Here is a 13,857-nt window from a genome sequence, read left to right as displayed (position 1 = left end):
ATATAACATTGATCACACTAATATGCCCCTTTATCAGCATACAGCCTTGCCGATTTCTCTAATGAAAACGTGCTAAAACTTATTCATTGGAGCTCAGAATAATGTTTGAAAAAAATTCGCAACTGCCTGTTAATATATTAACAGCAGAAAATATTACCCACTTCCGAGCTAATGGAGCTGATCGTCTGATTTCAAGCTATATGAAGCAAGGGTGCAGACCCTTTATTAATAATGTCGACACTAAAATCCACCTATTGCAGATCCACCACCAGTACGTCATTCCTTTTACCGTTAACGAAAAAGAATACGAAGCGTCTTATGTTTGTTCACCTTATAACGCTTTTGTCAGTTATGGCCGTGATGCCTTACTCAGTCGCTATCCAAGCATGATCAAAAAAACGTTAAAAATAATGATCAATTGCCTAGCGTCACCATTAAAACTCATGAGCATTAACCGCTGTGTACAAGTCAACAACCGACTCTGGTCAACTAACCTTTACCCACAAATCAACGTCCCTATCGCTCAAATTCGCCAAACATTAACACAGGCTTATCCAACACATGCATTAGCTTTTCGCTCTTTGAATCAAACGTTAAATCACACCTTAATCCATGAGCTTAAATCTGCAGGCTTCATGTTATTACCTTCTCGCCCTATCTGTATGATTGATTATCGAACCCCAATGCCTTTAAGTAAAAAATCCAGTAAAAATGATCGTCGGCATTTGAGGAACACTCGATATCAACTCATTGAAAAAATTGATATTGAGTATGCCAGTGAATTACATGAACTGTATCAAAAAATGTTTATCAAACAGCACTCTCAACATAACCCTCAATTTACCACTCTGTTTTTTGAGACCTGTATAAATCAAAATGCAATAGAAATACAAGCCTTAAAAGATCCTGAAACAGGACGACTGGTTGCTATGCTAGGGCTGTATATAGAAGGAAGCGTACTCACGGTGCCTTTTTCTGGATACGATACCTTGCTTGATAAGAAGCAACAGCTCTACCCCATACTTAACGCCATTATTGCTCAAGTCTGTAGTGAGAGACGGCTTATTTGCCATGCCAGTTCTGGCGCCATGGATTTCAAATGTGCCAGAGGCGGCATAGAAGAGATGGAGTTTACCGCCATTGATGTCAATCACTTACCTTGGTTCAAACAAATTGGATGGAAAGGGCTTAGTCAATTGAGTCGACTCTTTTTCAAGGAGCAAAAGCGATGAGTAGACATCGTTTCCGTGCCCTCTTCTTGATTAATTTTTCAGGTGTCACCTTAGATAATCTGATTAAGAATGTCCTGATCATCTTTGTCGGGTTTGAAGCGCAGTCTGAACAAGTCGCCGCACAATTAACCGCCATTGCGATGGCTTTATTTATCTTACCTTGTCTACTCCTATCGGGCATCGTCGGGCAAATAGCCGATCGTTACTCCAAGATGTTTTTATTTAAACAATTAAAAGGTTTTGAATATCTTGTTATCGCCTTTTTAAGTTATTGCTTATTTGAAAAAAACATCTATCTTCTTTGTTTTCTTTTACTGCCAATTGGATTAGTCGCGTGTCTATCGAGTCCACTTAAACTTGCCATGATAGATGATGTCGTACCCAGAGCACAAAGAAGTCGCACTACCACCCTTTTCCAAAGCAGCAGTGTCATTGCGGTGTTATTAGGTACCGGAATAGGCGGTTTTTTGATGAACATCAACATCAACATTACCATAATCGGCATCATGACATTGACGCTCATCAGTGCAATATTGGTCCTAAGCCAAAAAAACCCTGATGGGATCCCCATCAAAAGTCCACAAGAACCCCTTCGCTTTAAGGGCCAATATAAAAAGATGCAACTTATCATTAGCCATGATCCTAAGTTACTCTTAGGTGTGAGTCTCATTGCCTACTATTGGTTTTTCATCAATCTAAGTTACTCACAAACAGCCACTTATGCTAAATACCAACTCCAAGTCGATGAATTCCATGTCACGATGTTATTAACGACCATGACATTGGCTATCGCCTGTGGTTCCATGCTGTACCTATTTTTAAATAATCGTGTCAATCAAGGCATAATCACCTTTCTTGGCTGTATTGGATTTTCAGTCGGTTACTTAATGTTAAGTTCAAACAGCTTATCGTCCAGTCAACACCTATTCTTAAACATAATGGATGAATTTACCCAAGCATTAATCATCATCTTCTTGCTTAATCTACTGAGCTCCCTACTACTCTTTTCAGGGTTTGCCTTATTACAAGTCAATGGGGCCGATGCACAAAAAGCGGCTATATTTGCCGCCAACAATTTTGTTTGTGCATTAAGTGTCATCACTTCCTCTGGGATCATGGGAATAGTGCTTCATTATGATATCAATGTTAAACAACTCTTTTTCATCTTCAGCATCCTATCAGTGTTAGGTGCCTTATTCCTTTTTAAACAGCATCATAATCAAATAAAGCTGACTCCTCAGCCGATACCTTAAGCAAAGATCTCAAATATGATCAGCCATTTGATAAAAATGACACATCCATAAAATAGCGTTTTGGCCTGCGTTTATCGACATACACAGTGATCCATCGGTCATCCAGGTAGGCTGTTGGATCAACCCACAAATTCTGGCTCTTAAAGGTTTGTCGCTCACTTGTCCGGCTATTCAAACCTTGCGTGACAATGTTATAGGGATGACGTCCATTGACTCTTAGGCTTAAATTACGTTCTACACCTTGTAATTTAGTATCAATTCTATCGCCATAGAGCGTTAAAGAGGTCCTTTTTCTGTTTTTAAAAAAATTAAACACATTGCCAAAAAACGCAATACCCAGAAATACGCAGCCCAATCCGCCGACAATTATCTCCCCTAGCCAAAGAGAGAAAAAACCATTGATCATGGCATTTTGTGGCGATCCCGTTGCATAACGAATATTAACGGGATCGCCAATATCATAAGCAGGGGGATAAGAACTGGTTGAGGAAGCAAATGACAGTGTTTTTCCATTGGGTATTTGATATTCAATAATAGGTGCATAAGTTAACGAACTACTTGAATAAACCTCTCGATAATCAACCACTTTACCCACACTTACAATCGAATTATCGATATAATCAGAGGTGTTGGATGCCATATACAAAGTCATGCTTATCATAACGGCTCCGATGATAAGAAACACTTTTTGCAGCAGTGACATTGATTTCATGATTCACATCCTTCACATTCATTATTGGGCCTCTTCATTCATATAAACCACGTTACTTCATATTTTTAAAGCTTTTTTACGCTAATTTATCGATTTATCCTTTAATTGATGATTCGATTCAATCATCAGAAACACCGCTAACACAAAATTGAAACATAAAACCATCAAGTGCTTTTAGCCACTTTATGTTGTCTTTTACTGTTCTATTCTTCATCTGAAAGGGGTTACCAAAAAGAAGTGTTCAAGAGTAAGATACCCAGAGTCAGCTCTTTTATATCAGGAGAACGTTATGCCGTATGCGTTAATCACTGGAGGAAACCAAGGAATAGGTTATGCCATCGCTTGTCACCTTGCCCAAAAAGGCTACGATCTTATTTTAGTGGCTAAGAATAAAGAAAGACTTATCAAAGCAAAACAGGCACTATCTGGGTTATACCCCGCAATCAAAATCAGTATTTATCGCTGTAATTTCGCTCACACCAGCAGCGTTGAGCAACTCAGCGATCGAATTTTAAGGCAATATTCCCCTATCGATATTCTCGTCAACTCCGCAGGGGTATTAACCACTCATTTTATCGAAGCCGATGACAATACCATCGATCATTTACTCAGTATCAATTTAGCCTCCACCTTGATATTGACCAATAAAGTCGCACAACACATGCAGCAACAACAAAAGGGGCATATCTTTACTCTTGCTTCGAATACGGGGATCAATGCCTTGCCAAAAATAGGCCTTTATGGGGTCACCAAAGCCGCGTTAATCAATTACAGTGAAAGCTTATTTAAACACTTATTGCCTTACGGTGTGAAGGTCACTTGCCTCTGCCCCAGTGTGGTTGATACCAACATGACCAATGATGGACGCATTGATAATGAAGCCAAGATACAACCCGACGATATTGTCAAAGCCGTTGATTTTGCGCTCTCGCTTAGCCCCAATGCCTTATTACCACAAATGACGATTTTGTGTAGACCCATCGAGTTGGAGAAGCTGAAATAAATGTCAGCAAGGGGCATTTTTATAATTAAGCTTCGCTTAATGGAAGATCGTGAGTGAATCTTCTTTTCACCTGCGGTGAGGCTAAGATCGTGAGTTCCCACTCACAACTATCAAAACAATCCCCCGAAACATCACACCAGACAGGGCGAGCCCTCGTTCTGCTATTTGCATAATAAAGAGTATGACTAAACCTCAGCCTCGGGCTCCTCAGGTTAAATAAGCGTACACTTGCCTCTTGCTAAAAAGCAGGGGCGCGGCTTCCCCTTATTGCTATGTTTGCATTCTCGGCTTTAGATTGAAATATGACCAAGCTATTACTAACTTGCCCCCCTCTAATTAATCATCATATTTACAGCCATAATTAACAATAACACCGCGAAGATTTTTTTGATCACAGAAACGGGTAAGTAATGTGTCGATTTGGCCCCTAACGGCGCCGTAAACCAAGAAGTACAAACAATACCGAATAAAGCCGGTAAATAGACGAACCCAGCAAATCCATCTTGTAAAGCAAAATGCGTACTACCTGAACTGATGTAGCCTATCGAACCAAATAATGCGATGACAATACCGCAAGCAGAGGCACATCCTATGGCTTTTTTCATATCCAGTGAGAAAAACGTCAACAAGGGCACTAAGAGTGCACCACCACCGATCCCTATCATGGCAGACAACCCGCCAGTAATCGTCGTAAAAATGGTTAACAAACCTTTGTTGGGCATTTGACGCACAGCAGAAGCGTCACTTTTGGTGCTGCTGTAAAGCATCTTGAACGCAATGAGTACCACACTCACGACAAACACGATGCGAACAACTTTTTCTGGTAATAGTGCTGCCATAAAGCCACTGATAAGCGCACCAAGAGCCACCCCCATCATTATCCAAGGCGCGAGATCCCAGGGTACATTACCCTTTTTATGATGAGCGATTGCCGAAGACGTTGATGTGAATAATATCGATGCCAATGACGTTGCAATGGCAACGATGACCACCTGCTCAGGGGGTAAAACGTCAAAAGGAAGTAAAATACTGCTCAGCACTGGGACAATAATTAATCCTCCACCAATACCTAACAGTCCTGCCAAAAAACCAACGCCACTGCCAAGTAAGGCGCACAATATAATCAATAACACTAATTCACTCATTCAGCTCACTTCTTTTTATAATCAAGAGTTAATAAATTCAGTTCTGTTTTTCAAGCTCATTAATATAACTGACACCCACACCAACATTCAAATAGATAGCTAATGAATCTTTCTCATGTTCTGTGTGAAATAAATGCGCTTTTCATCATGTACCAATCCAAGTATAAAATGCATTTTACTATTAACTTTAGACAATATGACAATTGATCCTTAATTCGGTCATAGGCATAAATCAAAAAAGACGCTGAAGACTAATGACTGAGAAAATCAGAAAGTCCAGAAAGAGCAAGCAATACATTTAGGTTTTATCTCCGTTTTTTACCTCAGGAACAGGATACCCGATCACAATGAATAAAGACTTTGCATTTACGATTAAGAGCATTTGTCTCGATGAAAATTATCACCCCTCAGACAATACGCGGATCACGACCAACTTTGCTAATTTGGCGAGAGGAAACCACCGTCAAGCGAACTTGCGCAACGCTTTAAAGATGATCGACAATAGTTTTAATGCCTTAGCGCATTGGGATAACCCTAAAGGAGACCGTTATTCTGTCGAACTTGACATCATTTCCGTTGAGATGGATATTGAAGGCAGTGGTCAAACCTTCCCATCAATTGAAATATTAAAAACGAATATTGTTGATCGTAAAACGAACCAACGCATTGAAGGCATTGTAGGGAATAATTTTTCCTCTTATGTGCGAGATTATGATTTTAGCGTATTACTGCCTGATCATAATAAGGATCAACCCAAGTTTAGTATTCCAAATAACTTTGGCGAACTGCATGGGAAACTGTTTCAGTATTTTGTGAATTCAGATATTTACAAGCAAAACTTTAATAAAACACCGGTTATATGTCTCAGTGTTTCGGATAACAAAACTTATCATCAGACTGAAAACCAGCATCCTGTACTAGGTGTTGAATACCAGCCCAATGAATCTTCTTTGACTGAACAATATTTCAAAAAAATGGGCTTACAGGTTCGTTATTTTATGCCACCAAACAGTGTTGCGCCTTTGGCTTTCTATTTCTTTGGTGATTTACTGAATGATTACACTAGCCTTGAGCTTATAAGCACCATTAGCACGATGGAAACGTTTCAAAAAATCTACCGACCTGAGATTTATAATGCGAATGCTGTTGCGGGGAAATCCTATCAACCAAACTTAAAGAACCTCGATCATTCATTAACTCAAATTGTTTATGATCGAGAAGAACGTAGCCAGTTGGCTAATGAGCAGGGAAAGTTTACTGAGGAACACTTCATTAAACCGCACCAAACTGTGCTTGAACAATGGTCTGCTACTTTCGTTCAATAATCATGCTCAATAGCTAACTTTAATCGCTACGTTTAATCGCTATGTTCTAACGTTAACCCAAATATACGGCATCATTTATCATGAAAACACTATTACCGACTTCAACTGCGGGCAGTTTACCTAAACCGGCTTGGCTTGCAGAACCTGAGACACTTTGGTCACCTTGGAAATTGCACGGTGAGGAATTAACTCAGGGCAAACACGATGCTTTACGTTTGTCATTGCAAGATCAACAACAAGCCGGTATTGATATTGTCAGCGATGGCGAGCAAACACGGCAACATTTTGTGACGACGTTTATTGAGCACCTCAACGGTGTTGATTTTAAGAAACGTAAAACCGTTAAAATTCGTGATCGCTATGATGCGAGTGTACCGACGGTTGTCGGTCCTGTTACTCGTCAAAAGTCTGTTTTTGTTGAAGATGCCAAGTTTTTACGTCAGCAAACCAAGCAACCTATCAAATGGGCTCTGCCCGGTCCCATGACGATGATCGATACTCTTTATGATGACCATTATAAAAGTCGCGAAAAACTCGCTTGGGAATTTGCCAAAATCCTCAATCAAGAAGCCAAAGAATTAGAAGCGGCGGGTGTTGATATTATTCAATTTGATGAGCCTGCATTTAATGTGTTTTTTGATGAGGTCAATGATTGGGGCATTGCGACCTTAGAAAGAGCCATTGAAGGACTTAACTGTGAAACTGCCGTGCATATTTGCTATGGCTATGGCATCAAAGCCAATACAGATTGGAAAAAAACGTTGGGATCAGAGTGGAGACAATATGAAAAAGCGTTTCCCAAACTGCAAAAATCGAATATCGATATTATCTCACTAGAATGTCACAACTCTCATGTGCCAATGGACTTACTTGAACTCATTCGCGGTAAAAAAGTGATGGTAGGCGCCATTGATGTCGCAACCGATACCATTGAAACACCAGAAGAAGTCGCCAATACACTACGAAAAGCACTTCAATTTGTCGATGCCGACAAGCTCTACCCGTCTACCAACTGTGGCATGGCCCCCTTATCTCATCAAGTGGCAAGAGGCAAACTCAATGCCTTAAGTGCAGGCGCTGATATTGTTCGACAAGAACTCGCAAGCGCGAGTGCTAATTCAAGTGCCAACTCAAGTGCTAACTCGAACTAGGGTTGTTAACCTTTAATGCTGACGTGGCCAAGTCAAACGGGCCACAGATTGATGTTCAATCTTTAAAAAAATTAATCAAACAAGACATAGATTATTAGCTGTATTACTTTTGAAATATTTTATTTAAATGCCAAAGCTTAAAAGTTAATTTTATAGCTCCTTGATCTGTATTAGGTGCAGTACCAAATTGTTTCTTAAAGTTTTCATGTACAGACTTTACAAGTGAACTTAACTCAATACTATCATTCTGCTTTAGTTGTTCGATAGCCATAAGGGCGTACACTCCATTTACGGAATCATTAGCCTTAACATCTTTAAATGAGACATTTTTGTAAGGTTTATTATGCCCTTTCAGTCTGCCGCTTTGATATAGAATTCTTGCAGCATTTTTGGGACAAGACTTTTTACCGCTTTCTACACTTTGACCGCCTAACTCTTTATAAGTCTCTAACCAAGCTGTGTTCCAACACTCATTATTTTTTACTTTGATAATTGTACCTTCAAGCCAATCGTTAAGGTTAACCCTGAACATTACTCTATCCATGAAAATGACTCCATATTCTAAATACAGCTAACGCCGACATCAACTGCCGGAGGTTAGATTATAGGTGCTGGTTACACGACTATATTCAGAGTATAGGTATTTATTGTGCCATCAAGATACTTTATGAGGCGCACTGGATGGTTTGGTTTTTGTGTTTTTCTTGGTTATGCGGTATACATAAAAAAACGTCGTGGATTCCCATCCACACTGGGGTAAAGAGGACTGCTCGTCCTTATCCTCTTTACAATCTCCATAACGCCCGACGGAGTAGAAGCATTTCAATTTTCGATGAACAAAAATAGCTATCGCCTCATATTCGCCGTCCATGGCTCAACTAAGGCTATTTTCGACATCCTGTCTTAATCACACTATTTTTTATCGAAAAGTTAAAGTTACTCCGATGGGGATTGAAAAAAGCCAAAGCAGCGTGCTGCTTCAATTTGAGTTTTTTGAAGGATGCTTAGGATATTTTTAACAATGGGTCACTTGAGGCTTAGTTCGAGATTAAGGGATCATCATAACGATCAAAAACGTTCCCCTGAAACATTACCTCAAACAGAGCGAGCCCTCGTTCTGCTATTTGCATAATAAAGAGTCTGCCTAACCCTCAGCCTCGGGCTCCTCACGTTAATAAGAGTACACTTGCCTCTTTCTAAAAACAGAGACACGGCTGCGCACGGCCTATCCTATCTGTTATGTTTACATTATACCTGAACTTGATGCGTATAATTTGGGAAATCAATTAGCAGACCATTTTTAATATTATACTTATCGAAAACTAAACTTGTCATTAAATCCTCATCTTTCCTGTCAGCATCAAAATCAGCAATATAAATATGATTCTCTTTTTCAAGTTCAACAGGATCAATAATCTTAATTTCACCTTGGAATTTTTTAATGAAATTAGAGTTTTTAAACTTTTGAAAGTTAGGAGATTGGTCGTTAAGCAAAAGGATAACTCTTCCTTGAGAAGCTAAAAATGCACCATCTAAGGTGTTTTTGTAACGAAAAAAGTCACTGAAGTATGCGTAGTAACAACTAATAGCAACATTCGATTGTGAATCAAAATCAATTACATTTTTTTACCATATAAAGTGGCCTGAATTTGCTCTGCTTGGCTTCCTTGAGCTACACCATTAGCGACAAGAAATAACAAACAGAAGTCACAGTTATGTTTAGACTTTCTGTTTTTTAATTGCTTTATCCCGCCAGTAATAACACCCGAAATTCGATTATTATGTCCTGTCGTAGTTATATGTTCATAGACACTATTATTAGCTAAAACTTCTTTTTGCTCTTTATGCTTTTCTTCTGAATCAGTTTTTTCTTTTAATTCAATTAAAACGCTTTCTTCTTGTTCAATTAAGAAGTCAGGAGTTTTCTCATTCGACTCAGGGATTTTTGTTGCTATAACAGAAAAGCTTTCCAAATATTTGACTACATAATCTTCGAGAGTACTCATAAACTTTCCTTGTGAATCTAACGCCGCCAACAGCGCGAGGAGCAAAGTGGTGGACTTTTTGGTACAAAAAACGTGACCGCTGGTGGAGTCTGCTGCTTGGCTTGGTTAGTTTTAATTTTGAGATTTACGGGAAGGAGTAATGGACTTAGGTAGAAGCCCAGAGAGCGTAAGCCCTCTAAACTCAACCCTGCTGTCAACCCAGTTGCTACGACACTTGAACAAACCGCACTCACCCCATTTACTACCGAAGCTATAACACTTTTAACGTTTTGTTTTAATCTTTCCATAAGATTACCTCCTCTTTTAATTGTTCTATGTGAAACCAAACAATTGCTTACGTAATTCAAAGTTACCATTACGAATGCGAGTACAGTAATTATGTCCAGCGTGCCGAGCTGGAGAATCGAACTCCAGACTTCCGCCTAAATCCATTAACATCAACAATTTTACTGAAATATAGAGTTTAGTCAATACTGCCAATTGAAGCTAACCATTGAATAGTGCGCATGCGCGATCACCACATCAGACCAGTACTTCCTCCCAAAATAGACGCATAATTAATATACTGTATTAAATACTATTTATCAGGTTTTAGTGAGATATACCAGCCTTAAAAATACGAAAATAATTGTGGGTGTCCGAATGATGCTCGAGTCCGCGTGCTTTGACTTGTTACATGCGATTAGTGGTACTTCATCTTTCTGTTATCAAACGCAGGCATTGTACCTTCAAGCACATCGACAACCTTCCGGTTTATAACTCTGCACTCAATAGCACCAGATGTATACGAAATGTTCTGCCCATTTCTTCTGTCAATTTCGCAGTAGATTATCTGCTCTGCATCGCAGACTACAGCCAAATTAGGATTATGAGTAACCATTATAATTTAGCGTTTTTGTTTCGCTTCGTTTAGTACAGGTACCAGCAAACTCACAATCGTTTCGTTATCCAAATTTTCCTCTGGTTGATCTAATATAATCGGTGTATTACCTTTATCCACTAGAAGATAAAAAATTAAAAGTAAAGAGCCTCTTTGCCCTGGAGAAAGTTGCTCTATGTGAGCATCTTGGAACATTAGAGTGTATCTAGGCTTTAGATACTCCAAGTCGAATAGGAAGTCATAAACTTCATTTGCAGAGCGTCCTTTTCGTAACATTGATTGAATGCCTATCTGTCCACTCGAAGAACCTTCAAGTTTATCATGTAATTCAGTCAAAAAACCGAGCAGGGATTGCCTGTTATTGAGGTCGTGCCTGTCTGTTAATTCCTTTATGGCAGCCAGACTTTCTGATTCACCTCTAAATTCACCGGACGCCTGTTTGACAAGGGAAAATAACTTGTCAGTAATCAATTCTGTGGTACTACTTAGTTCAGCTTTAAACTGTAGCTTATACTCATCCCTGATAAGGCTATTGTTCTGAATGAGTTGCTGAACAGGTTGAAAGAGCGTCTCTCGATTAGCTCTTTGCTCATTTAGCAAATCAAATATTTGAGCTGTTTTTTCCAGTCTATCCGCTTGCAGATTAGATCTTTGGGTAGGTAAGCTGTCCAGCTGCTCCTTTCGATGCTCTAAGCCTTTCAGGGTGTCAGGTAAATCTCTGCTTCCTAATATGCTGATTTTCTTTTCTTCCCATTCATTTAGCTGGTCTAGATAATTCTGATAGGCTTGTTGCGGATAATTTAGCTTAGCATTCAGAGGTTCACGCTTCGTAATTATCGCCTGATCATGCTCTTCCAGCTTTTGATTATCACTTCCAATCTCGGTTTCACGAGTTGATGTTTCGCTCTCAACATCAGCAATTCTCTGTTCATTGATTTTTAGTTGAATGATCTCATTTATGTCCAGTCCTATTAATTTTGCATCCTCATCAAATGAAGTAAAAAAGTTTTGAATCGTTCGATTTACTACATCAATACCTTCGAGGAGATTACGACCAGCCTTTTTCTTGGCTGCTAGCTTTGTTAATTCATCCTGATTAATTTGCTTTTGGGCTTTTGTTTTTTCTAATTCTTCCACTATCTCGGCAAGCAGGCCTGTAGCTTTCTGCTGCTCGTCTGTTAGCTCACTTGTCGGCTGAGCAACATCTTCAGGCCTAATTTTATTGAGTTCATCAATAAGCCTAAGCTTTTGAGTAAGTAGTTCTTCGATTGCTCTCCTAGTCTCAGGCAACATTTGGCTTTCAGTTGAGTCAATTTGCTGGTTAACATTGTGTAATTCATTTCTCAATCCATCGATACGACTTCTTAAAGAGCGCTCCTGTTGCTCAATTAGCTGATCAAAATCAAGAGCACCTAAACGAATAGTATCGTCAGCGTGTGAAAATATTACTGCACGAAGTTCTTTCTCAAATGCGTCAGACTTCCCTGAAACGTGTGCATTACACAGCTCTTCAAAATGTCCTTGCGGGATATATTTAACAAACTCAACATTTTCTGTAGCTGGGTTTTCATTAAGGTTTTTCTCCAGATCCTTCCCGTCAGCCCATGTTGACTTGGCAACGAAATGTTTAGCTGGCTCACCCGTTTTCCCTCTAAATCGATTCTCTTTTAAAAAAGAAAAATGATGGCTTTGCTTTGAATTACCTAATAAGGCGGTGATGTCAGCCAATGCACTTTTACCACTTCCTTTATTTCCAATGATTGCTATCAAATCAGGGTTCAAATCCAATCTGGTTTGATTCAGCCATTCATCATTCAATGTCGAATCACTAGATTTGTTGATTTCTAACTTATCAATAAATAAGCTTCTATTTTCATTAAATAGCTTTTTCTTCGGTGGCTGCTCACCAATAAATGAACGTTTTGCTGGCTCTTTAATCGCTTGCTGTAAACCTTCAAATGTGGGATTGGCCTTAATCCAAGTTGCTTTTTCAGAAGGATAATCGCCGTATCCACGTCGGTCTTTATTACCTGATTCACCTATAAATCGGTGAGCATCACTTCCTGAGATTGCAAGCCTAGGTATATTTTTAAGAGCGAGTTGGAAATTTGAAATCCACTTTTCATTGCCTTTGGTTTCGATTCCTACAAATGCGGCCCAAGTATCCGTCAATCGTGTTTCAAAGATTGGCGAACTATCAAAAAGACCTAGACAGTATGAATAATGCTCGTTCCATTTTATATCTGCCAAACCATCATTTGTATTAAATGGCATAAATCCAATGGCCTTATTATCTGGAACATTCAATATTGCTTTCTTGTAACTATCGCAAGTGATTTCAGCAATTTTCGATCCTGCTTCTAAAGCTTTAGAATCATCATCGTTAACTTCACATCGTTGATAACCTTTTTTATTCAGTAAGTCATCACCAACATGCCTAGCCAAGCATTTCAGTGAGTGGTCAGACAATGGCCTATTAATTAAAGCGATTTCTAATGCTGTCTTAAAATCACGCAAGTATTGATCTTCAATTGTATCTGAAAATAATACATGAGCATTCAGCCGTCCAGTCATAGGAGCGACCAATCTAAGTTCTATGCCTGGAAAAACTGTTTTTGTTAACTCAGGGGCTCCCGGCTGGGATAATCGATGTTTAAGGGCAAACCAGCCGTCAAATGTCCAATAATCCATAAAAGCAAACACAGCAGGTTCAGCTGAATTTAAGGCATCTATCATTTCATCAACTAAATCTGCATTATCAAGTGACTTTGGATCAGCGTTAAAACGCTTACCACTCCAATGAAATGAGGCAGGAGTATGTATGTGTAAATCCCATTTTCGCCACTCCGAGCCACGAGGATATTTTTTATCAGTCATTTTTCTCCCTTATTCCGTTGACAAAACCACACAATTTTAGCGATTTATTTTAATGTGAGTTCACTAATTTTATTAAGTACCTGAGTTGAAGTTATCCGGTATTTTGTTTAATTTTCGACCTTTCTCGATATGTCGATTACCTGACAGCACATGGGGTAGCGCCAGGGCGGGAGCATACTTTGTCGGATAATTAACCAAAGAAAACTTTTGCCCTGTAATCATCGTCCCAACTCGCCTTTTTTAGCTTATTTCGCTGACTTGGCGCACCGCAAT

Annotated in this window: 11 protein-coding genes; 5 read left to right on the top strand and 6 right to left on the bottom strand. The window is 39.3% G+C overall.

What is annotated here, in order from left to right; all coding sequences use genetic code 11:
- Window positions 1-101 precede the first annotated feature (101 nt).
- Window positions 102-1,232 carry a hypothetical protein gene (locus tag L2764_RS02765; RefSeq protein WP_248938717.1) on the top strand — a complete coding sequence of 377 codons (1,131 nt, stop codon included), beginning with the start codon at window positions 102-104 and terminating at the stop codon, window positions 1,230-1,232.
- Window positions 1,229-2,485, top strand: coding sequence for an MFS transporter (locus tag L2764_RS02760; protein WP_248938716.1), 1,257 nt, complete (start codon window positions 1,229-1,231; stop codon window positions 2,483-2,485). The genes L2764_RS02765 and L2764_RS02760 overlap by 4 nt, the downstream gene beginning before the upstream one ends.
- Window positions 2,486-2,504: 19 nt before the next feature.
- Here the strand turns inward: L2764_RS02760 and L2764_RS02755 are convergent, their stop codons facing one another.
- Window positions 2,505-3,197 (bottom strand): DUF3592 domain-containing protein, encoded by a 693-nt coding sequence (locus L2764_RS02755; protein ID WP_248938715.1) that lies wholly within the window; start codon window positions 3,195-3,197, stop codon window positions 2,505-2,507.
- A gap of 289 nt (window positions 3,198-3,486) precedes the next feature.
- Here L2764_RS02755 and L2764_RS02750 point away from each other — a divergent pair, with 289 nt between their 5' ends.
- Window positions 3,487-4,200 carry an SDR family NAD(P)-dependent oxidoreductase gene (locus L2764_RS02750; RefSeq protein ID WP_248938714.1) on the top strand — a complete coding sequence of 238 codons (714 nt, stop codon included), beginning with the start codon at window positions 3,487-3,489 and terminating at the stop codon, window positions 4,198-4,200.
- Between the two features lie 332 nt (window positions 4,201-4,532).
- On the opposite strand, the gene L2764_RS02745 is transcribed toward L2764_RS02750, so the two are convergent.
- Window positions 4,533-5,345: a sulfite exporter TauE/SafE family protein gene (locus L2764_RS02745; protein WP_248938713.1), complete on the bottom strand. Its 813-nt coding sequence runs from the start codon at window positions 5,343-5,345 to the stop codon at window positions 4,533-4,535.
- Between the two features lie 347 nt (window positions 5,346-5,692).
- Here L2764_RS02745 and L2764_RS02740 point away from each other — a divergent pair, with 347 nt between their 5' ends.
- Window positions 5,693-6,670 (top strand): DUF1852 domain-containing protein, encoded by a 978-nt coding sequence (locus L2764_RS02740; RefSeq protein ID WP_248938712.1) that lies wholly within the window; start codon window positions 5,693-5,695, stop codon window positions 6,668-6,670.
- Window positions 6,671-6,750: 80 nt separating this feature from the next.
- Window positions 6,751-7,821 (top strand): methionine synthase, encoded by a 1,071-nt coding sequence (locus L2764_RS02735; RefSeq protein WP_248938711.1) that lies wholly within the window; start codon window positions 6,751-6,753, stop codon window positions 7,819-7,821.
- 103 nt (window positions 7,822-7,924) lie between these two features.
- Here L2764_RS02735 and L2764_RS02730 read toward each other — a convergent pair whose 3' ends face one another.
- From L2764_RS02730 to L2764_RS02715, 4 genes are all read right to left on the bottom strand, one after another.
- Window positions 7,925-8,365 (bottom strand): DUF6979 family protein, encoded by a 441-nt coding sequence (locus L2764_RS02730; protein WP_248938710.1) that lies wholly within the window; start codon window positions 8,363-8,365, stop codon window positions 7,925-7,927.
- A 704-nt stretch (window positions 8,366-9,069) separates the two neighbouring features.
- Window positions 9,070-9,315 carry a hypothetical protein gene (locus tag L2764_RS02725; protein WP_248938709.1) on the bottom strand — a complete coding sequence of 82 codons (246 nt, stop codon included), beginning with the start codon at window positions 9,313-9,315 and terminating at the stop codon, window positions 9,070-9,072.
- A 122-nt stretch (window positions 9,316-9,437) separates the two neighbouring features.
- Window positions 9,438-9,827, bottom strand: a complete 390-nt coding sequence (locus L2764_RS02720) for a hypothetical protein (RefSeq protein WP_248938708.1) — start codon at window positions 9,825-9,827, stop codon at window positions 9,438-9,440.
- A gap of 886 nt (window positions 9,828-10,713) precedes the next feature.
- Complete coding sequence (locus L2764_RS02715) at window positions 10,714-13,584, bottom strand: TrlF family AAA-like ATPase (protein ID WP_248938707.1); 2,871 nt, start codon at window positions 13,582-13,584, stop codon at window positions 10,714-10,716.
- Window positions 13,585-13,857 lie beyond the last annotated feature (273 nt).

Source organism: Shewanella surugensis, from assembly GCF_023284005.1.
Lineage (GTDB): Bacteria > Pseudomonadota > Gammaproteobacteria > Enterobacterales > Shewanellaceae > Shewanella > Shewanella surugensis.
This window is presented reverse-complemented; position numbering and strand designations above follow the sequence as displayed.

Bases quoted from the DNA above. Each gene is read 5' to 3' on its own strand.
- L2764_RS02765 (WP_248938717.1), top strand. From the start codon at position 102: ATGTTTGAAAAAAATTCGCAACTGCCTGTTAATATATTAACAGCAGAA.
- L2764_RS02760 (WP_248938716.1), top strand. From the start codon at position 1,229: ATGAGTAGACATCGTTTCCGTGCCCTCTTCTTGATTAATTTTTCAGGT.
- L2764_RS02755 (WP_248938715.1), bottom strand. From the start codon at position 3,197: ATGAAATCAATGTCACTGCTGCAAAAAGTGTTTCTTATCATCGGAGCC.
- L2764_RS02750 (WP_248938714.1), top strand. From the start codon at position 3,487: ATGCCGTATGCGTTAATCACTGGAGGAAACCAAGGAATAGGTTATGCC.
- L2764_RS02745 (WP_248938713.1), bottom strand. From the start codon at position 5,345: ATGAGTGAATTAGTGTTATTGATTATATTGTGCGCCTTACTTGGCAGT.
- L2764_RS02740 (WP_248938712.1), top strand. From the start codon at position 5,693: ATGAATAAAGACTTTGCATTTACGATTAAGAGCATTTGTCTCGATGAA.
- L2764_RS02735 (WP_248938711.1), top strand. From the start codon at position 6,751: ATGAAAACACTATTACCGACTTCAACTGCGGGCAGTTTACCTAAACCG.
- L2764_RS02730 (WP_248938710.1), bottom strand. From the start codon at position 8,365: ATGGATAGAGTAATGTTCAGGGTTAACCTTAACGATTGGCTTGAAGGT.
- L2764_RS02720 (WP_248938708.1), bottom strand. From the start codon at position 9,827: ATGAGTACTCTCGAAGATTATGTAGTCAAATATTTGGAAAGCTTTTCT.
- L2764_RS02715 (WP_248938707.1), bottom strand. From the start codon at position 13,584: ATGACTGATAAAAAATATCCTCGTGGCTCGGAGTGGCGAAAATGGGAT.